18 protein-coding genes are annotated in these 18,410 nt (G+C 70.8%); 10 read left to right on the top strand and 8 right to left on the bottom strand.

Going from position 1 to position 18,410, the window contains the following annotated elements:
- Positions 1 to 14: 14 nt before the first annotated feature.
- Entirely contained in the window at positions 15 to 647 is a 633-nt protein-coding gene (locus tag AOP78_RS06010; RefSeq protein ID WP_062202303.1) for a TetR/AcrR family transcriptional regulator, read from the top strand.
- A 31-nt stretch (positions 648 to 678) separates the two neighbouring features.
- On the top strand, positions 679 to 2,628 hold the full coding sequence (locus AOP78_RS06005; protein WP_083979862.1) for an acyl-CoA dehydrogenase family protein: 1,950 nt from the start codon (positions 679 to 681) through the stop codon (positions 2,626 to 2,628).
- Between the two features lie 22 nt (positions 2,629 to 2,650).
- Here the strand turns inward: AOP78_RS06005 and AOP78_RS06000 are convergent, their stop codons facing one another.
- Complete coding sequence (locus AOP78_RS06000; RefSeq protein WP_062202302.1) at positions 2,651 to 3,142, bottom strand: glutathione peroxidase; 492 nt, start codon at positions 3,140 to 3,142, stop codon at positions 2,651 to 2,653.
- Positions 3,143 to 3,293: 151 nt separating this feature from the next.
- Here AOP78_RS06000 and AOP78_RS05995 point away from each other — a divergent pair, with 151 nt between their 5' ends.
- From AOP78_RS05995 to AOP78_RS05980, 4 genes are all read left to right on the top strand, one after another.
- Positions 3,294 to 4,517, top strand: a complete 1,224-nt coding sequence (locus AOP78_RS05995; RefSeq protein WP_236685305.1) for an MFS transporter — start codon at positions 3,294 to 3,296, stop codon at positions 4,515 to 4,517.
- Between the two features lie 126 nt (positions 4,518 to 4,643).
- Positions 4,644 to 5,261: a YitT family protein gene (locus AOP78_RS05990; RefSeq protein ID WP_236685304.1), complete on the top strand. Its 618-nt coding sequence runs from the start codon at positions 4,644 to 4,646 to the stop codon at positions 5,259 to 5,261.
- A gap of 24 nt (positions 5,262 to 5,285) precedes the next feature.
- A complete protein-coding gene (locus AOP78_RS05985) occupies positions 5,286 to 6,599 on the top strand; it encodes an aspartate aminotransferase family protein (RefSeq protein WP_062202301.1) in 1,314 nt (437 codons plus the stop codon).
- A gap of 35 nt (positions 6,600 to 6,634) precedes the next feature.
- A complete protein-coding gene (locus AOP78_RS05980; RefSeq protein ID WP_062202300.1) occupies positions 6,635 to 7,570 on the top strand; it encodes an NUDIX hydrolase in 936 nt (311 codons plus the stop codon).
- A gap of 25 nt (positions 7,571 to 7,595) precedes the next feature.
- Here the strand turns inward: AOP78_RS05980 and AOP78_RS05975 are convergent, their stop codons facing one another.
- Entirely contained in the window at positions 7,596 to 8,201 is a 606-nt protein-coding gene (locus AOP78_RS05975; protein ID WP_160297600.1) for a TetR/AcrR family transcriptional regulator, read from the bottom strand.
- 144 nt (positions 8,202 to 8,345) lie between these two features.
- Between AOP78_RS05975 and poxB the strand changes: the two genes are divergently transcribed.
- Positions 8,346 to 10,091 carry a ubiquinone-dependent pyruvate dehydrogenase gene (poxB, locus tag AOP78_RS05970; RefSeq protein WP_062202298.1) on the top strand — a complete coding sequence of 582 codons (1,746 nt, stop codon included), beginning with the start codon at positions 8,346 to 8,348 and terminating at the stop codon, positions 10,089 to 10,091.
- A 241-nt stretch (positions 10,092 to 10,332) separates the two neighbouring features.
- On the opposite strand, the gene AOP78_RS05965 is transcribed toward poxB, so the two are convergent.
- Positions 10,333 to 10,914 carry an NADPH-dependent F420 reductase gene (locus tag AOP78_RS05965; RefSeq protein WP_062202297.1) on the bottom strand — a complete coding sequence of 194 codons (582 nt, stop codon included), beginning with the start codon at positions 10,912 to 10,914 and terminating at the stop codon, positions 10,333 to 10,335.
- A gap of 113 nt (positions 10,915 to 11,027) precedes the next feature.
- Between AOP78_RS05965 and AOP78_RS05960 the strand changes: the two genes are divergently transcribed.
- Positions 11,028 to 11,627 (top strand): MarR family winged helix-turn-helix transcriptional regulator, encoded by a 600-nt coding sequence (locus AOP78_RS05960; RefSeq protein ID WP_062202296.1) that lies wholly within the window; start codon positions 11,028 to 11,030, stop codon positions 11,625 to 11,627.
- Between the two features lie 60 nt (positions 11,628 to 11,687).
- Here AOP78_RS05960 and AOP78_RS05955 read toward each other — a convergent pair whose 3' ends face one another.
- The 4 genes from AOP78_RS05955 to AOP78_RS05940 form a co-directional block, all read right to left on the bottom strand.
- Positions 11,688 to 12,272, bottom strand: a complete 585-nt coding sequence (locus AOP78_RS05955) for a TetR/AcrR family transcriptional regulator (protein WP_062202295.1) — start codon at positions 12,270 to 12,272, stop codon at positions 11,688 to 11,690.
- Positions 12,273 to 12,297: 25 nt separating this feature from the next.
- A complete protein-coding gene (locus AOP78_RS05950; RefSeq protein WP_062202294.1) occupies positions 12,298 to 14,766 on the bottom strand; it encodes a YhgE/Pip domain-containing protein in 2,469 nt (822 codons plus the stop codon).
- A 23-nt stretch (positions 14,767 to 14,789) separates the two neighbouring features.
- Positions 14,790 to 15,503, bottom strand: coding sequence for an ATP-binding cassette domain-containing protein (locus tag AOP78_RS05945; RefSeq protein WP_062202293.1), 714 nt, complete (start codon positions 15,501 to 15,503; stop codon positions 14,790 to 14,792).
- A 102-nt stretch (positions 15,504 to 15,605) separates the two neighbouring features.
- On the bottom strand, positions 15,606 to 16,241 hold the full coding sequence (locus AOP78_RS05940) for an alpha/beta hydrolase (RefSeq protein ID WP_062202292.1): 636 nt from the start codon (positions 16,239 to 16,241) through the stop codon (positions 15,606 to 15,608).
- A gap of 61 nt (positions 16,242 to 16,302) precedes the next feature.
- Between AOP78_RS05940 and AOP78_RS05935 the strand changes: the two genes are divergently transcribed.
- Together AOP78_RS05935 and AOP78_RS05930 are read left to right on the top strand one after the other, a co-directional pair.
- Positions 16,303 to 17,139 (top strand): Cof-type HAD-IIB family hydrolase, encoded by an 837-nt coding sequence (locus AOP78_RS05935; protein ID WP_174442380.1) that lies wholly within the window; start codon positions 16,303 to 16,305, stop codon positions 17,137 to 17,139.
- Positions 17,140 to 17,180: 41 nt separating this feature from the next.
- Positions 17,181 to 17,657, top strand: coding sequence for a hypothetical protein (locus AOP78_RS05930; RefSeq protein WP_201774754.1), 477 nt, complete (start codon positions 17,181 to 17,183; stop codon positions 17,655 to 17,657).
- 93 nt (positions 17,658 to 17,750) lie between these two features.
- Here the strand turns inward: AOP78_RS05930 and AOP78_RS05925 are convergent, their stop codons facing one another.
- Positions 17,751 to 18,404: a TetR family transcriptional regulator gene (locus AOP78_RS05925; protein WP_062202289.1), complete on the bottom strand. Its 654-nt coding sequence runs from the start codon at positions 18,402 to 18,404 to the stop codon at positions 17,751 to 17,753.
- Positions 18,405 to 18,410: the final 6 nt, after the last annotated feature.

The raw sequence follows: 18,410 nt of genomic DNA, 5'->3' as shown, positions 1-18,410 counted from the left end.
GTTACAGTGGACTCATGACCGAGGTCAGGCAGGACGGCAGGGACACCCGCTGGGAGCCGCATCGCGCGAGGCGACGCGAGGAGCTGGTGTCCCATGCGCTGCGCGCCATCCGCGTCCAGGGCGCGGGTGTCGGCATGGATGACATCGCCGCGCGGGCCGGCACGTCCAAGACCGTGATCTATCGGCACTTCGGCGACCGCGCGGGTCTCTACGCGGGCGTCGTCGCGTCGGTGCATGCCTACATCCACGAGGGCCTCACCGCGACGCTCGAGAGCTCGGAGGGGACGGACGTCACCGCCCTCGTCGCAGAGCTCGCGGACACCTACCTGAGGCTCGTCGAGCAGGACCCGGAGATCTACCGGTTCACCCTGCATCGTCCCGCGAGGACCGATGACGACTCGCTCGACCCGGCCGGGTCGCTCATCTCGCTCATCAGCACGCACATCGCTCAGGCGCTGCGCGAGCGGCTCGCCCTCGCGGGGCGCGACGTCAAGCCCGCGGAGACCTGGGCTCACGGGCTCGTGGGCTTCATCAGGGCGGCGGCCGACCACTGGATGGCCTCCGACCCACGGCCGCCGCGCGACACCGTCGTCGCGCAGATCACCGCGCTGTTCGCGCCCGCCTTCGCCTCGGCGATGGAGCGCTGAGCCCCTCCACCCACCACTACAGGGAGCGACAATGACGTCGACCGACACCCGACCCTCCGCCGTCCCCGCGGAGCGGCTCACCGCGCTCGGCTCGCGCCTGCGGGCCCAGCTCGACGGACCCTTCGCCGCGGAACGCGGAGCGGCGCGCGCGGCCTTCCCCGCCGAGAACCTGCTGCGCGACCCCACGCTGGGCGTAGCGGACTCGCGCGAGTGGGTGCTCGACCGGCTGCGCGAGCTCGACCGGGCCGGATTCGGCTCGGCGGGGGTTCCCGACGGCGCCGACGCGGTGTCGGACCCGCTGACCGCGGTCGTCACGTTCGAGACGCTCGCGCACGGTGACCTGTCCGTGACGATCAAGTCGGGCGTCCAATGGGGGCTGTTCGGCGGCGCGGTGATGAACCTCGGCAACGCGTGGCATCGCGACACCTATCTGCCCGACATCACGGCGCTCAGGCTGCTCGGCGCCTTCGCGATGACCGAGCTGGGGCACGGCTCCGATGTGCAGGGCCTCGAGACCACGATCACGTACCTGCCCGACACCGACGAGTACGAGGTCCACTCGCCGACGCCGGGCGCCACCAAGGCCTACCTGGGCAACGCCGCGACCCACGGCACGATGGCCGCGGTCTTCGGCCGGCTCGTGGTCGGCGGCGTCGACCACGGGATCCACACGATCCTCGTCCCCATCAGGGACGATGCGGGACGCGACGTCCCCGGCGTCGTCACCGGGGACCAGGGGCACAAGGGCGGCCTGCTCGGCGTCGACAACGGCACCCTCCGCTTCGAGCACCTTCGCGTACCTCGCAGGATGCTGCTCGACCGGTACGGAGGCGTGAGCTCGGACGGCGTGTACGAGTCGCCGATCGAAAACCCGAACCGACGCTTCTTCACGATGCTCGGCACGCTCGTGCGCGGCCGTGTCTGCATCGCCGCGGCCTCGGGCATCGCGGCCCGTCGCGCGCTGTCGATCGCAGTGCGCTACGGACTGCGCCGCCGGCAGTTCGCGGCGCCCGGGCGTCCCGACGGGGTCGTGCTGCTCGACTATCAGACGCACCAGCGGCGGCTGCTCCCGCTCGTGGCCAGGGCGTACGCGCTCGGCTTCGCTCAGAACGAGCTCACCGGACGCCTGGTCCACATCCAGAGCGGGGGTGCGCACACGGAGGCGGACCAGCGCGAGCTCGAGCTGCGCGCCGCGGGCATCAAGGCCATGACGTCGTGGTTCGCGAACGAGGCGGTCCAGGAGGCGCGTGAGGCGTGCGGCGGCGCGGGCTATCTCAGCGAGAACCGCATCGTCGGCATCCGCGAGGACGTGGACGTGTTCGCGACGTTCGAGGGGGACAACACCGTCCTGCTCCAGCTCGTCGCGAAGGGCATGCTCGGCAGCTATGCCGAGGCGTGGAAGGCGCTCGACCGGGCGGGCATGGTGCAAGCGGTGACGCGTGCGGCGGGGGAGACCCTCGCCGAGCGGACGTCCGCCCGCCTCATGGCCGAACGGCTCGCGGACACCGCGCGACGCGGCCCCGAGCAGACGACGCTCGTCGACCGCGGCTGGCATGCGCTCATGTTCGAGGAGCGCGAGCGGCATGCGCTGGACTCGCTCGCGAGGAGGATCCGGGCCGCCGGGAAGGGGCCTGGGGATCGGTTCGAGGCGATCAACAGGCTCGGAGGGCATATGCAGTTCGCCGCACGGGCGCATGTCGAGCGCCAGGTGCTTGACGCGTGCGTCGAGGCGATCGGAGCGTGCGAGGATCCTGAGACCCGGGATGTGCTCGAGCGGGTGTGCTCGTTGTACGCGCTGACGTCGATCCACGAGGATCGTGCCTGGTTCATGGAGCACCAGCGGATCTCCACGGGGCGCGCCAAGGCGATCGGCGATCAGATCGACGCGCTGTGCCGCGAGCTTCGCCCGCACGCGCTCCCGCTCGTCGAGGGGCTCGGCATCCCGGCGGAGTGGCTCGGCGCGGCGATCCTCGACGAGTGATGCCGGACGATGCGGGGTCGGGTCAGGCGCGCTTCGCCAGCTCGGCGCGGATGTCGGCCTCCAGCGAGGCGGGCTCGACCGTCGGCGCGTAGCGCTTGACGACGGTGCCGTCGCGCGCGATGAGGAACTTCGTGAAGTTCCACTTGATCGCGCCGCCGCGCAGCCACCCGGACGTCTCCTTCTTCATCCACTGGTAGAGCGGATGCGCGCCCTTGCCGTTGACCTCGACCTTGTCGAACATCGGGAACGTGACGCCGTAGTTGCGCTGGCAGAAGTCCCCGATCTGAGTCGCGTCGCCGGGCTCCTGCTTCGCGAACTGGTTGCACGGGAAGCCCAGGATCTCGAAGCCCTCCGCGTTCAGCGTCGTGTAGAGGCTCTCCAGCCCTTCGAACTGCGGGGTGAGCCCGCACTTCGAGGCGGTGTTGACGACGAGCACGACGTCTCCGGCGTACTCGGACAGGGGACGGTCGAATCCGGTCAGGGTGGTGGCGCGGAAGTCTGAGATAGTTGTCACAACATCAATCTTGTCACCCGGCGTCGGGAAGGGCCAGCACCGCGCTAACGTTGACACCTGTGCGCTACGTGCGCGGCCGGCTCGAGGGTGAGCGGTCATTCCCGCTCCCTCATAGATCGGTACCGTGTTGCCCGCTCTCAGCCCAGTACGTGTGCGCCTCGCGCTGCTCGCCCTCGCCCTCGGAGGCTTCGGCATCGGGTCCACCGAGTTCGTCGCCATGGGTCTCCTGCCCGACATCGCGCGCGACCTCCTGCCTGACCTCTACGCGCAGGATCCCGACGCCGCGCTCGCCAAGGCGGGGATCGTCATCTCGGCATACGCCGCGGGAGTCGTCGTCGGCGCGCCGACCATCGCCGCCATCGCCGCGCGCTTCCCGCGCAAGCGGCTGCTCACCATGCTCGCGATCGTGTTCACGATCGGCACCGTGGCCTCCGCGCTCGCGCCGACCTTCGAGCTCGTCGTCGCGGCACGATTCCTCGCCGCGCTGCCGCACGGTGCCTACTTCGGCATCGCCGCGCTCGTCGCCGCCGATCTCATGGGTCCGGGCAAGCGCGGCCAGGCGGTGGCCCTCGTGCTCACGGGGCTCACGATCGCCAACGTGGTCGGCGTCCCCACCATCACCTTCCTCGGCCAGCACGCGGGCTGGCGCGTCGCGTATCTCGCGGTGGCGGGAATCTTCGCCGCGACGGCCGCGGCCATCGTCGCCCTCGTTCCCTGGCAGCCGGGCGACTCGAGCGCCACGGTGAGGCGCGAGCTGGCCGCCTTCACGCGGCCGGCGGTGTGGTTCGCGCTCCTGACGGGAGCACTCGGCTTCGGCGGCTTCTTCGCGGTGTACAGCTACGTGTCACCGCTCGCGACCGGCGTGACGGGGGTGTCGGAGTCCTTCGTCCCGTGGGCGCTCGCCGTGCTCGGCGTCGGGATGACCGCCGGCACCCTGCTCGGGGGTCGGCTCGCGGACAGGGGCGCGATGCGCGCGATCTTCGTGCTCTTCGGGGTGTTCGCGCTCGCGCTCGTCACCCTCGGCGTCGGTGCTTCCACGATCGGGGGCCTGCTGCTCGGCCTGTTCCTGGTGGGCGCCGCATCGTCCGCGATCTCGCCGGCGATCCAGACCCGCCTGATGGACGTCGCGAGCGACAGTCAAACCATGGCCGCCGCCGTGAACCACTCCGCGCTCAACATCGGCAACAGCCTCGGAGCGTTCCTCGGAGGCGCGGTCATCGCGGCCGGCTGGGGCTACCTCGCGCCCACCTGGGTGGGGCTCGCCCTGTGCGTGCCCGGCGTCGGCTTCGCGCTCGCCGGCTGGGCGGTCACCAGGACGAGGACGGGCGTCGTCGCGTCCGAAAAGGTGAAGGTGCCCGTCGCGATCGGCGAGTGACGGCAACCCCCGCCGCGCCACGATCGGATCCTGGCGGCGGCGCGAAACCTGGCCGTCATGCCGATGCAGGACAATGGGCCGGTTCGCGCGGCGGCTGAGGCCGCGCCACGAAGTTGGAGGAACCACGTGACTGTCATCGAGCCGCCCCTTGACGTGAAGAAGCATGCGCTGTGGGAGGACGCCCTCGCCCTCGTCACGGGAGCGTTCATGATGTCGTGGGGCATCTACCTGCTCAAGGCCATCGCGGGAGTCTCCGGAGGACTCGCGGGCGTCGCCTTCCTGACCACGTACATCACGGGCTGGGGCTTCGGCGTCGTCTACTTCGTCATCAACCTGCCGTTCTACTACCTGGCCGTCAAGCGCCTCGGCTGGTCCTTCACCGTCAAGACTCTCATCGCCGTCAGCCTCGTCTCCGTCGGCTCGTCGCTGCACCCGAGGTTCATCGAGATCGGCGACCTGAACCCGATGTACGCCGCGGTCTTCGCGGGGCTCGCGATCGGCATGGGCATGATCGTGCTCTTCCGCCACGGCGCGAGCGCGGGCGGCTTCGGCATCCTCGCCGCCTACGCGCAGGAGCGGTTCAACATCCGCGCCGGACTCGTGCAGGGAGCGCTCGACCTCACGGTGGTGCTCGCATCGCTCGCCCTGGTCGACTGGTGGATCCTGCTGTGCTCGATCGTCGGCGCCGTCCTGCTCAACTTCGTCATCGCCATCAACCACAGGCCGGGACGCTACTTCGGCTGACCGGCCGCTATCCAGGGAGGTTCCATGTCCGAGTCCGCGTTCTGGGAGTCGGCCGACGCTCATCTGGTGCGCTACGGCGCGCCCTTCACGCCGCGCGTGATCGAGCGGGCCGCGGGACCGTACGTGTACGACTCGGACGGCAACGCGCTGCTCGACTTCACCTCGGGCCAGATGAGCGCGGTGCTGGGGCACTCGCACCCCGCGATCGTGGAGGCCGTGAGCCGCAGCGTCGCGAACCTGGACCACCTCTTCAGCGGGATGCTGTGCCGTCCCGTGGTGGAGCTCGCGGAGCGCCTCGCGGACACCCTCCCGGACTCGCTGTCGCGCATGCTCCTGCTCAGCACGGGCGCCGAGGCGAACGAGGCCGCGCTGAAGATGGCGAAGATCGCGACCGGTCACTTCGAGGTCGTCTCCTTCAACCGCTCGTGGCATGGCATGACAGGCGGCGCCTCGAGCGCGACGTACTCGGCCGGGCGACAGGGATACGGGCCGATGGGCGTGGGCCTCTACGCGCTGCCGACCCCCGACGGGTACCGGTCGCCCTTCCGCCGCGAGGATGGGTCCTACGACTGGGAGGCCGAGCTCGAGTACGGGCTTGACGCGGTCGACCGCGCGAGCTCGGGCTCGATCGCGGCGTGCCTGGTGGAGCCCATCCTGTCCTCCGGCGGGATCATCGAGCTGCCGCAGGGATACCTCGCGCGCCTGCGCGAATGGTGCGACTCGCGCGGCGCCCTGCTCGTGCTCGACGAGGCCCAGACCGGCCTCGGCCGCACCGGTCTGATGTACGCGTTCGAGCGCGATGGCGTCGTGCCCGACATCCTCACGCTGTCCAAGACCCTCGGCGCGGGGCTCCCCGTCGCCGCCGTCATGACCGGCGCGGAGATCGAGGAGCGCTGCCACGAGCGCGGCTTCCTCTTCTACACGACCCACGTCAACGACCCGTTGCCCGCCTCAGTCGCGCTTGCCGTGCTCGGCGTGATCGAGCGGGAGGGCCTGGTGGCGCGTGCCGCGGAGCTCGGCGTCCTGCTCAGGACGCGCCTCCTGGCGCTTCAGGACGAGTTCGAGCAGATCGGCGATGTGCGCGGCCGAGGCCTGCTGCAGGGCATCGAGGTGGTCGACGACCGAGCGACCAAGGCGCCCGCTGAGAGCTTCGGAGTCGAGGTCACCGAGGCGAGCCTGCGGCGCGGCCTCCACATGAACATCGGCCAGCTGAAGGGCATGGGAGGCGTGTTCCGCATCGCTCCGCCGCTCACGGTGACGGACGACGAGCTGCACCGCGGCATCGACATCCTCGCCGATGCGATGCGCGAGGTCGCGGACGGCAGCGCGCGCGCCTGAGGCGCACCGCCCCCGGCGTATGCGAACCTGAGACCGTGGCCACCGAGTCCCGCCCCGGCGCGTCGACACCGCCCCAGCACCCCGCGCATCGCGACAGGGCGGACGACTGGGTGATCGCACCCTCGGGGCAGCGCTACTGGGGTCTCAACGGGGCCGCCGGGCTGCTCGCTCACGATGCCGACAGAGGCGTGCTGCTTCAGCATCGCGCCCCTTGGTCGCACCAAGGTGGCACCTGGGGCCTGCCCGGCGGGGCTCGACACATGGGCGAGTCGGCGATGGCAGGCGCGCTCCGGGAGTGCGCCGAGGAGGCCGCGGTGCCACGCGCGTCGCTCCGCACGAAGGCCACCTACGTGCTCGACCTCGACGTGTGGTCGTACACGACCGTCGTCGCCGATGTGGTGACGCCGTTCGAGGCCGAGATCGCGGATGCGGAGTCGCTCGCGCTCGAATGGGTGCCGGTGGCCGAGGTCGACCAGCGCGAGCTGCATCCCGGCTTCGCGGCCGCGTGGCCGAGCCTGCTGGGGCTCGCCGTCGCGCGCCCGGTCCTCGTGGTGGATGCGGCGAACGTGCTCGGAGCGCGGCCGGACGGCTGGTGGCGCGACAGGGGCGAGGCGACGTCGCGCCTCGTGGGACGAATCGACTCGCTCGCCGAGGCAGGGCTGGCCGGCGCCGAGCTGGGCATCGAGGCGCATGCGGTCATGCCGCGGGTGATCGCCGTCGTCGAGGGCGAGGCGCGCGGGGTGCCGAGCGCGGGCCGCGTGGAGATCGTCGAGGCTGGGCGGGATGGGGACTCCGAGGTCGTCGCTCAGGCGCGGTCGCTGGCGGACGGGGGAGCGGACGTCACCGTCGTGACCTCGGACCGGGGGTTGCGGGCGAGGCTTCCCGACTCGGTCAGGATGCGCGGCGCTGGCTGGCTGCGCGACCTCACGGACGGTCGTGCGCCGACCGGCGATGGCTTCACGGACGCCTGAGCGCCGCGGGGAGGGTCGCCGCGCGTCAGGAGGGCGACAGCCCCGGCTCGACGAGGTTCCAGAGAGTCTCGCCGAACGAGCGGCCCAACGGCATGCGCGTGAGCAGCAGCCGGTGGTAGATCGGCGAGAAGAGAGCGTCGATGACCGCCTCGACGTCGAGGTCCTGGCGGAACTCGCCCGTGATCATGCCATCCTCGAGGATCCTGGCGGCGACCGCGCGGCGCGGCTCGAGCCAGTGCTCGATGAATGAGGCCCGCACCTTCTCGTTCGTGAGCGCCCCCGCGGCGAGGGCGCGCAGCGGGCGTCCGGTGTCGGGGGCCGAGAGGATCTCGACCGCGTCGATGACCTGCGCCCGGAGCCGCGCTGCGGCGGTCCCCTCCGAGTCGTGGTCGAGCGACCAGCGGGTGCGCTCGAGCATCGCGTCGAGAAGGAGCTCCTGAGGGCTGTCCCACCACCGATACAGGGTGGTGCGGCTCGCGCCCGCCTCCTGCGCGATCCGCTCGAATCCGAGCTCAATGCCCGCGGTCATCGCGAGCGTCGCGGCGGCGTCGAGGATGCGCTCGCGCAGCTCGGGATCACGAGGCCGGCCGCGCGTGCGGCTCCCCGGGCGAGGGTGGGCAGAAGTGGACATCGTGTTCAGCATATCGGTCCGCGCCGACGGTGCGGTTGTTGCCATGTCCAGCACTTCGGAATATAAATAGTGAACAGAGCGTACAGATAATGAGTGGCAGCGGTAGGGCCGCGCTCGGAGACGTTCATCACCAAGGAGACAGACATGGCGCAGACAGTCGCGCACACCTTCATCGACACGCTCGTCCGTGCGGGGGTCACCCGCATCTGGGGCATCGCAGGCGATTCGCTCAACGCGCTCACCGACGCGCTGCGCGTCGACGGCCGCATCGAGTGGATGCACACCCGGCACGAGGAGGCGGCGGCATTCGCGGCCGGCGCTGATGCGGACATCACCGGGCGTGTCGCGGTGCTCGCGGGCAGCTCAGGCCCGGGCAACCTGCACTTCATCAACGGACTCTTCGATGCGCAGCGCAACCACGTGCCCGTGCTCGCCATCGCGTCGCACATCCCGCTCGACCAGATCGGCTCCAACTACTTCCAGGAGACACACCCGCAGGAGCTGTACCGCGAATGCTCGGTGTACTCCGAGCTCGTGAGCGACGCCTCGCAGCTGCCGTGGATCCTCGAGACCGCGATGCGCACCGCCGTGGAGAAGCGCGGGGTCGCCGTCGTCGCCGTCCCGTCCGACATCTTCTTCCAGCCCGCACCCGCCCGTCGCCTGACCGCGCCCATCGTGCCGACCGCCTCCCGCACAGTCCCTTCCGAGACCGAGCTGAAGGCCGTGGCCAAGGCGCTCGACCACGCCGAGCGCGTGACGATCCTCGCCGGGTCGGGCGTCGCCGGCGCCCACGACGAGGTGATGGCCCTCGCCGAGCGCCTCCAGGCGCCGATCGTCCACGCGATGCGCGGCAAGGAGCACATCGAGTACGACAATCCGTACGACGTCGGCATGACGGGGCTGATCGGCTTCGCGTCCGGCTACAGGGCGATGGAGAAGGCCGACGCGCTGCTCATGCTCGGCACCGACTTCCCGTACCGGCAGTTCTATCCCGAGCACGCCACGATCGTTCAGGTCGACATCAAGGGCGAGAACCTCGGCCGCCGCACCCCGATCGACTTCGGCCTTGTCGGCGGGGTCAAGGAGACCGCCGAGGCGCTGCTGCCGCTGCTGCGCGTGGGCCGCGAGGGGCGTCACCTGCGCGACTCCGTCAAGCACTACCAGCGCACGCGCAAGGACCTCGACGCTCTCGCCTACGACGACGGCAAGAAGCCCATCCACCCGCAGTTCCTCACGCGCACCGTCTCGCAGGTCGCCGCGGACGATGCGATCTTCACGGCCGACGTCGGCAGCCCCACGGTGTGGTCGGCGCGCTACCTGGAGATGACCAAGGAGCGTCGCCTCCTGGGCTCCTTCAACCACGGTTCGATGGCCAACGCGTTGTCGCAGGCGCTCGGGGCGCAGGCCGAGGATCGCAACCGCCAGGTGATCGCGCTGTCCGGCGATGGCGGCCTCACGATGCTCATGGGCGAGCTGCTCACGGCCGTCCAGAACGAGCTCCCCGTGAAGATCGTCGTGTCGAACAACTCGTCGCTCAACTTCGTCGAGCTCGAGATGAAGGCCGCGGGGATCCCGACCTACGCGACCGGGCTTCAGAACCCCGACTTCGCGGCCGTCGCGCGCGCGATGGGCATCACGGGCATCCGCGTCGAGGACGGCAAGGATCTCGAGGGTGCCCTGCGCACCGCGTTCTCGACGCCTGGCCCGGTGCTCGTGGATGTCGTCACGGCACGCGAGGAGCTGACCATGCCTCCGACCGTGACCGCCGATCAGGCCAAGGGCTTCGCGCTGTGGGCGCTCAAGACCGTCATGTCCGGCCGCGGCGACGAGGTGCTCGACCTCGCGGACACCAACGTCTGGCGTCGCGTGTCCGGCGGCCGGCTGCGCTGAGCGGTCGGCTGCGCTGAGCGTCGCCGCTCCCTGAGGTCGGAGCGCGGGGGCCCGGTTCGCGCCGGGCCCCCGTTCTTGTGCCCGAGCGAGCACTCCCTGACATGTTTCGAGGTGAGGGGCCGGCGTGTCGGCCCCGACACGCCGGGCCGGACCACGCTCGTGTGTCAGGAAGTGTCCGCGAATGGCGCAGCAAGAAGCCCGGCCCCTGACGGGACCGGGCTTCTCGACGAGAGGAGCGGGATCAGCGGACGACGCCGAAGCCGCCCGTCCACGAGATCTTCTCCGCGGCGGCGAGGGTCAGCTGGAGGAAGCCGAAGGCCTCGAGCTCGTGCGCGCGCTTGAGGGCGCCCGCGTCGAGGGCCTTGACGCCGCCCGCCTCGACAGCCGCGGCCAGGGTGGCCTTGGCGTCGGCGTCGTCGCCCGCGATCTGGACAGTGGTCGCGAGGTTGCCGACCTTCTTGGCGACGAGCGTGCCGGCGAAGGTGGTGTTGAACGCCTTGAGCACCTTGGACTCGGGGAGCTTCGCCTGGATCTCGGCGGCGGCCGAGCTGCCGACCGGGACGACGAGCGAGTCGAACGTGGAGAAGTCGAGCGGGTTGGTGATGTCGACGACGATCTTGCCGGCGAGCTGGTCCGCGTAGGCGGCGATGATCGCGTCCACGGCGGGGTAGGGCACCGCGAGGACGACGATCTCGCCGGAGATCGGCGCGGTGCCGGACTCGGCCTCCGAGATGTACGTGACCGAGCTTCCGCCGTCGGCGAGCACGCCGCCGATCGCGTTCGCCATGTTGCCGGTGCCGAAGATGGTGGTGGTGGTGGCCATGAGGGGGCCCGCCTTTCGTGTGTGACGCCCCATCGCGGGGCTAGTGGTTGTACCTACAACTACGAACGTAGCGCACTCTAGTTGTATCTGCAAGTACTTGATAGGATGGCGGTATGACGACACGTACTGAGGAGCTGCTGAGGCAGCAGGAGCGGGTGGCGGTGGCCCGATTGCACGCGCTGCTCGAGCTGCTCCCGTCGGCGCTCGACAAGCAGATGGCGGCCGCCTCGCTGACGGCCTTCGAGTTCACGTTGCTGGAGGCTCTTCAGGAGGCTCCCGGCGGGCGGCTGAGGCTCAGCGCGCTCGCCTCCCGCACCAACGCGACCCTTCCGAGGCTGTCGAGGGTGGTGACCGCGCTCGAGAAGAAGGGGCTCGTCGCGCGCGAGGCGTGCCCCGAGGATGGCAGGGCCTTCAATGCGGTGCTGACCGCCGCGGGGCGCGAGCGCTACGGTGACAGCCTTCCGCTGCACGCGGACGCCGTGCGCACGATGGTGCTGCAGGACCTCACCGACACCGAGGTCGACGAGCTCGCGTCGCTGTGCCTGAAGATCCTCGGGCGCCTCGATCCTGACCGTCGCATGGACATCACCGCGTGCCTGGCCGATCCGGCGGCAGCCTCCGAGTGTGCCGCTGATCCCGCGCCGGCGTCGGGGGAGTGCGCCGCTGATCCCGCGCCGGCGTCGTGCTCTGCGGACCCCGTGCCCTACGCCTGAACCCTGAGGGCCGGGCGCTGCGGGGTCAGGACGAGATGGCTCCGGTCCCCGGCCGCGTTCTCATGCGGAGGCGTCGTGGCCCGCTCCGAGCCGCGTGAGGGCCAGCACCTGCGCCGCCACCTGCTCGGGGGTCATCTCGGGATGCAGGACGAGCCACGACAGCGCTGCACCCACGAGCGCCCCCATGAAGGCGCCCGCGGTCATCTCCGAGATCGGGGCGCCGCCCGGCCGGGCGGGATAGGAGTCGCGCATGGCTCGCAGATATACCTCGACGAGGCTCTGGCGCGCCGAGGCGACCGCCTCGTTCCACGGCCTGTCGGTGCGGAACAGCTCCGCGGCCATGACCTTCGCGCGATCGGTATTCTCGCGCAGGAGCTCGAGTGAGGCGATCGAGACCGCCAGCAGCGCGTCGGCGGGCACGGCATCGGCCCTGGCGCCCTCGGCCCGCGTCCGCAGACCTTCGAAGCCGTCACGCATGACGGCCTCGAAGATCGCGTCCTTGTTGGGGTAGTTGTAGTAGAGGCTGCCCTTGGCGACGCCCGCCTCGTCGGCGACGGCGTCCATCGTCGCCGACGAGATGCCCTGGCGGGCCGCGACGGTCACCGCGGCTGACAGGATGGCCAGTCGTGTGGACGTGCGCGCCATGGTCTCCTCCTTGAATCCCTGTGGGTCAGATCGTCAGCTCGGGGTGCAGTCGGGCGATCGTCCACACCTTCTGACGACCGGCCGCGAACGCGCTCACCGTGATCGACACCACCAGCAGGCCCACCATATAGGCGAGCGCCGCCCAGAAGCGCGCGTCGATCCCGCCGCCGAGCAGGGCGCGGAGCCCGGTGACCACGTACGACGCGGGCATGTACGGGTGCAGCGCCTGGAAGAACGAGGGCGAGGTCTCGACGGGGTAGGTCCCGCTCGAGGAGGACAGCTGGAGCATCAGGAGCACGAGGCTCACGACGCGGCCCGCCGCGGACCCGAGCATGATGACGAACATCTGCTGGAGCGCCATGAAGGCGAGCGTGGTGAGGAGCACGAACAGCGTCATGCCGAGGAGGTGGACGGGCGTGACGCCGATGCCGATCACGAGGACGAGCATCATGATGATCGTCTGGCCCAGGCCGAGCAGCGCGGCCGGGACGAAGCCGGTGAGCACCGCGCGCAGGCCCGATGCGCGCGTCGCGAGCAGCCGCATCGGCAGCGGGCGCAGGATCAGCCAGGTGATGAGCGCCCCGACGAACGTGGCCAGCGCGATGAAGAAGGGCGCGAAGCCCTCGCCGAAGCCCTGGGTCTCGTTGTCGGTGGTCGAGTCGAGCACCACCGGATCGGCGACGACGTCGGCGAGCGCTGTCGCCTGCTCGGTCGTGATGGAGGGGGCCTCGTCGGCGCCCTCGCTGAGCGCGACGGACAGCGTCGACGCGCCGTCGGCGACCTGCTGGGCTCCGTCGGCGAGCTCGGCCGATCCGTCGGAGGCCGTCGCTGCGGCGTCCGAGAGGGTGGTCGCGCCGTCGTCCACCTGCGATGCGCCATCGCTCAGGGACGATGCGCCGGTCGCGAGCGCGGTGGCGCCCTCGTCGACCTGGGTGGCGCCGTCGGCGAGGTCGGAGGCGCCGCTGGCCAGCGTGTCGGCCCCCGCGGCGAGCGTCGTGGCTCCGTCGTCCACCTGGGTGGCACCGTCGTCGAGCGTCGCGGTGCCGTCGGCGAGCGTGCTCGCTCCGGCGGCGAGCGTCGCGGCTCCGTCGTCCACCTGAGCCGCGCCGTCGGCGAGGTCGGAGGCGCCTGCGTCGAGCGTCGCGGCGCCGTCTGCGGCGTCGGAGACGCCGGCTGCCAGCGTGGCCGCGCCGGTCGAGAGCTGCGCGATCGCGTCGACGAGGGAAGGCGTGTCGGCGTCGACGGTCTCGTTGACCGTCGCGTCCAGCTCGTCGGTTCCCGCGGCGAGCGCGGACGCGCCAGAGGCGATGGCCGACAGGCTCGTGTCGTACGAAGCGAGCGTCGCCTCGAGCTGGGCGAGCGTCATCGAGGGGTAGGCGGCCGCGAGCTGCGCGATCGTCGCGACGCCCGTGGAGAGCTGCGAGGCGCCGGTCGAGAGGTCCTCGGCCGCGGCGGCGAGCGTCGGGGCCTCGGCGTTGAGCGCGGCGAGGCTCGTGGAGAGCGTGGTGGCACCGTCGTCGAGCTGCGCGAGCCCGTCGTCGAGGTCGCTCGCGCCGTCGGCCAGCGCGGTGGCGCCCGAGGCTAGGGATGAGGTGCCGTCGGCGAGGTCGCTCGCGCCGTCGGCGAGGTCGGATGCGCCGGAGGCCAGCGTCGTCGCGCCGTCGGACAGGTCCGACGTGCCGTCGGCGAGGGTGTCGGCCCCGTCGGCGAGGTCGGACGCGCCGGAGGCCAGCGTGGCAGCGCCGTCGGACAGGTCCGACGTGCCGTCGGCGAGGGTGTCGGCCCCGTCGGCGAGCGTCACGGAGCCGCTGAAGAGCTCGCCCGCGCCCGCCGCGAGCGTGGTGGTGCCGTCGGCGAGCTGGACGAGCCCGTCGGCGAGGTCCGTGGCGCCGTCGGCGACCTGGGCCGTGCCGTCGTTCAGCTCGGAGGCGCCGTCCGCGGCGTCGTCGACGCCGTCGGCGAGCGTCTCGACGCCTTCGATGAGCGTGAGTGCGGTCTCGGAGGCGATGGTGTCGGAGACCGCCTCCTGCACCTGAAGCATCGCGGAGCCGCCCAGCGTGGTCGCGAGGAAGCTGTTGGTCTCGTTGTAGTGGACCTCGAGATCGGCCGCCTCGGGGCTGTCGCCCTCCGCGGAGGCGATCTCGCTCGAGAAGTCCGCGGGGACCGTGACGGAGAAGTAGTAGGTGCCGTCGGACACACCCGCGGCGGCGTCGGCCGCGTCGGTGACCACCCAGCCGAGGTCGGCCGAGTCGAGCAGCGCGTCGACGACCTCGTCGCCCGCGGCGAGCACGGAGCCGTCGGAGAGGGTCACCTGCTCGTCCTCGTTGACGAGCGCCACGGCGACCTCGTCGAGGTTGTCGGTGGGGGCCCAGAACGCCCACAGGTACAGGGCGCCGTAGATCAGCGGGATGAACAGCAGCACCGCGATCGCGATGCGGGGGAGCAGCCCGGAGCGGAAGCGCGACAGCTCGGTGCCGGGGGAGAGGATGGACATGCGGTGAGGCTCGATTCGTGGGGTCAGCGTGACAGTGAGACGGTGTCGACGAGGTCGGCGTCGAAGAACGCGGCGTCCCTCGGGTCGGCGGACCCGACGACGACGGCGATGCCGCTCAGGGCGATCGCCTGGAGGCGGGCGGCGACCTTCGCGCGCTCCGCGGGGTTCTTGACGTCGTCGAGATCGTCGACGAGCAGGAGTCGGGGCTCCTCGATGAGAGCGAGCGCGACCCGCAGGAGCAGCTCCTGGCCTTCCGTGAGGTCGCGCACGAGGCTTCCCGAGGTGGGGACGGGGACGTCGCCGTACACGGCGGCGAGCAGGTCATGGACGATGCGGGGAGTGGGCGCGGGGACGCGGCGGTACCAGGGTGCGAGCCAGGTCTGGCGTTCGCGGATGACCTCCGCGATGCGCGCGGCGCCGTCGGGGCGGTCGATCGCATCGAAGCCGGCCAGGGCGGTGAAGTTGCGGACGCGGCGCGCATTCTTGGTCACGTCGTAGCCGAGGGTGCGGATGCTGCCCTTCGACAGGCGCATGCGACCGCCGACGGACAGCAGCAGCGAGGTGCGGCCCGAGCCGCGGTCGCCGAGCACGAGCGTGATCGGCTGAGAGATGCGGGCATCGAGCGGACCGTAGACGGAGGCCCTGCGCGTCGAGACGCCTGCGGCGCGGATGTCGAGGACGGGGGGAGTCGCCGCCGGCGCATCGTGCGTCGGAGCGAGGGTCGATTCGGTGGTCATGTCACTCCTTCTGTACTGACTAGTCAGTTTAGTACAGTGATGTGACATGGAGTGACACGGTGTGATGAATGCGACAGCGTGTCGCCGGGTGGAGCGGGCGGCTCAGCCTTCCAGGCTGTCGATGAATGCGATGACGTCGCCCATGACGCGCTCGTCGATGCCGTGGCCGAGGCGATCGTGCAGCCTGATCGTCGCGGCGGCGTGGGTCGGGAGCCAACGCTCCATGCGTGCCACCTCGGCGGGCGGGATCACCATGTCGGCGTCGCCGCGGGCCCACAGCACGGGCGGGCGCAGGGCGGCCAGCCGCTCGTCCGCGGGTCCGGGAACGTCGGCCACGAAGCCCGACAGGACGATCGCTCCCGCGAGCCGTTCGGGTCGCGTGCGGAGGAGCTGCAGCGCCATGAGTCCGCCCTGCGAGAAGCCGAGCGGGAGGATCGGCGCCGATGCCGGCACGTTCTTGTCGATCCAGGCCCACAGGTCCTCGGTCGCCTTCGCGACCGCATCGGGCCGATAGGCGAGGGTCGGCGCCTGGAGCGGGAACCACGCCGCGCCGTCGAAGCCCATCTCGAGCGGGGCCCGCACGGACGCCCACGGCATCGTCCGGGGGAGCATGGGCGCGAGGCCCGCGAGGTCGTGCTCGTTCGACCCGTAGCCGTGCAGCATCAGCAGGAGCGGCCCCTCGACGGCATCGTCGATCGAGGGCCACGAGGACGAGGTGACGGACAGGAGGCTGGTCATGCGCCCAGTATTCCGCGCGAAGGGCGGCTCGGCGGCACCGGGTAGCATGCCAGGCGTGGAAATGCGCTTCATCGACCAGCTGCCCGACGCCCCGCTCGATCTTCGGCTGGTGGTGTGCGACATGGACGGCACGCTGCTCGACGAGCACAAGCGCATCCCCGATGGCCTGTGGCCGATGCTCGACCGGCTCCATGAGCGCGGCATCGCCTTCGCGCCCGCCTCGGGCCGCCAGTACGCGACGCTCGCCGAGCAGTTCGGCCAGGTGGGCGAGGGGCTCGACTACATCGCGGAGAACGGCGCCTACGTGGTGAAGGAGGGTCAGGAGGTCAGCTCCGACCCGCTGCCCGACGGGGTCGTGCCGGGGCTGATCGACGCGCTCAGGGCGCGCTCCGCGGCCGGCGCCGATCTCGGCGTCGTGCTGTGCGGGAAGCGCTCCGCCTATGTCGAGCGCACGGATCATGCGTTCATGGACAAGGTCGTGCACTACTACAAGGCGCTCACCGTCCTCGAGGACCTGCATGACGCGGAGGACGACTTCCTCAAGGTCGCCATCTACGACTTCGGAGGGGCCGAGGGCGCGGCCGAGGCGCTCGCGCCGTTCGGCGACCGCGTCCGCATCGTCGTCTCGGATCACCACTGGGCCGACGTGATGGCGCCCGGCGTCAACAAGGGGCGCGCGCTGGCCGCCCTGCAGGGGTCGCTCGGCGTGTCGCAGGCGCAGACGGCCGTCTTCGGGGACTTCCTCAACGACCTCGAGATGATGTCTCACGCGGACCTGTCGTTCGCGATGTCGAACGCGCACCCTGACGTCGCCGCGGCGGCGCGGTACCGCGCACCCTCGAATGCCGAGCAGGGAGTGCTCACGATGCTCGAGGCGCTGCTCGCACGCGTCGCCTGAGGTCCCCGGATCTGGAATACCCCATGGGGTATCCTCGTCGCATGACGCTGCTCCTCGAGTCCCTGCGCGCCTGGCCCGCGCGTCGGTGGTGGTTCGCGCTCGGCACCGCCGTGGCGACGTTCCTGTTCATCGCCATACCGACCGACCTGATCCCGAACCCCCTCTTCGGTCGCGAGATCCCGCCGACCCCGTGGTCATGGTGGGCGCTCGGCATCAGCTCGGTGCTGGCAGGCCTGGTCGCCGCCACCTACGTCGCGGCGCCTGAGGAAGCGCGCACCGAGAAGGAGGGCAGGCTCGGCATGGCGGGAGGCATCGTCACCTTCTTCGCTGTGGGATGCCCTGTGTGCAACAAGATCGTCCTGCTCGCCCTCGGCTACACCGGCGCCATCCAGTGGTTCGAGCCGATCCAGCCCTACCTGGCCATCGGCGCGATCGGACTGCTCGGCTGGGCCTTCGTGGCGCGCGTCCGACGCGAGCGGTCGTGCGTCATCCCTCGCACGGCGCAGCCGGTGGCTTGAGGCTTCCGGCCCTCATCGAACGCACGTGGAGACGGCTGAGCCGGGCAGCCCCATGAGGTGCTGCCCGGCTCAGCGGATCGGGTATGTCGCGGCTCAGGACGCCGCGGCGGCCGCCTCCTGCTCCCTGAATGCGTAGGAATCGGTCATCGCCGCGTAGACGCCGGCTGCGGCCTCGTCGAAAAGGCCCACCGGGTCCTGCGACGGGTCCCGGAGGTACTCGTGCTCGGCTGCGTAGAGGCACGAGAACGTGGCGCCCGAGATCGCTCCTGCCACGAGGCGGCTGATCTCGCGGCCCTGACGCTGCTCGCGCCGCATGAGCGCGTGGGTTGCGAGCTCGACGGTGCGGCGGCGCCGGTAGTTGCGCGCGGCGTCGAGGCGCGGGGACTCGGAGATCATCTGCACGAGCGCAACCTGTGACGCGTGCTCGACCGGATCGGACAGGAAGCGCTCGACCACGCGGAACGCCTCGCTCAGCGCGAACTGCATCGGCAGCTCGTCGGCGGCCTGATCGATCGCCTCGACGATCTGATCGCCGAGCTCGTCGTAGAAGTGCAGCAGCACCGCGTCCTTCGTCTCGAAGTGACGGAAGAACGTGCGACGGGACACTCCCGCACGCTCCGCGATCATCTCGATGGTGGTGTCGTCATAGCCGTTCTCGGCCACGAGCGACCTGGCTGCTGAAGCGAGCGCTCCGCTCACACGACGACGTGCGGCCTCACGGGCTCCGATGGGTCGATCCTCGTTCATGACGAC

Origin of the sequence: Demequina salsinemoris, from assembly GCF_000974805.1 — a bacterium.
Classification (GTDB): Bacteria; Actinomycetota; Actinomycetes; order Actinomycetales; family Demequinaceae; genus Demequina; species Demequina salsinemoris.
Note: the sequence above shows the minus strand (reverse complement) of the source record. Positions and strands in the feature narration are given on the sequence as shown.

What these genes read in the sequence shown, in the direction of transcription:
- AOP78_RS05975 (WP_160297600.1), bottom strand. Translation starts at nt 8,201, where the DNA reads ATGTCCACTTCTGCCCACCCTCGCCCGGGGAGCCGCACGCGCGGCCGG.
- AOP78_RS05955 (WP_062202295.1), bottom strand. Translation starts at nt 12,272, where the DNA reads ATGGCGCGCACGTCCACACGACTGGCCATCCTGTCAGCCGCGGTGACC.
- AOP78_RS06005 (WP_083979862.1), top strand. Translation starts at nt 679, where the DNA reads ATGACGTCGACCGACACCCGACCCTCCGCCGTCCCCGCGGAGCGGCTC.
- AOP78_RS05945 (WP_062202293.1), bottom strand. Translation starts at nt 15,503, where the DNA reads ATGACCACCGAATCGACCCTCGCTCCGACGCACGATGCGCCGGCGGCG.
- AOP78_RS05925 (WP_062202289.1), bottom strand. Translation starts at nt 18,404, where the DNA reads ATGAACGAGGATCGACCCATCGGAGCCCGTGAGGCCGCACGTCGTCGT.
- AOP78_RS05960 (WP_062202296.1), top strand. Translation starts at nt 11,028, where the DNA reads ATGACGACACGTACTGAGGAGCTGCTGAGGCAGCAGGAGCGGGTGGCG.
- poxB (WP_062202298.1), top strand. Translation starts at nt 8,346, where the DNA reads ATGGCGCAGACAGTCGCGCACACCTTCATCGACACGCTCGTCCGTGCG.
- AOP78_RS05985 (WP_062202301.1), top strand. Translation starts at nt 5,286, where the DNA reads ATGTCCGAGTCCGCGTTCTGGGAGTCGGCCGACGCTCATCTGGTGCGC.
- AOP78_RS05940 (WP_062202292.1), bottom strand. Translation starts at nt 16,241, where the DNA reads ATGACCAGCCTCCTGTCCGTCACCTCGTCCTCGTGGCCCTCGATCGAC.
- AOP78_RS05950 (WP_062202294.1), bottom strand. Translation starts at nt 14,766, where the DNA reads ATGTCCATCCTCTCCCCCGGCACCGAGCTGTCGCGCTTCCGCTCCGGG.
- AOP78_RS05930 (WP_201774754.1), top strand. Translation starts at nt 17,181, where the DNA reads ATGACGCTGCTCCTCGAGTCCCTGCGCGCCTGGCCCGCGCGTCGGTGG.
- AOP78_RS05965 (WP_062202297.1), bottom strand. Translation starts at nt 10,914, where the DNA reads ATGGCCACCACCACCACCATCTTCGGCACCGGCAACATGGCGAACGCG.
- AOP78_RS06010 (WP_062202303.1), top strand. Translation starts at nt 15, where the DNA reads ATGACCGAGGTCAGGCAGGACGGCAGGGACACCCGCTGGGAGCCGCAT.
- AOP78_RS05935 (WP_174442380.1), top strand. Translation starts at nt 16,303, where the DNA reads ATGCGCTTCATCGACCAGCTGCCCGACGCCCCGCTCGATCTTCGGCTG.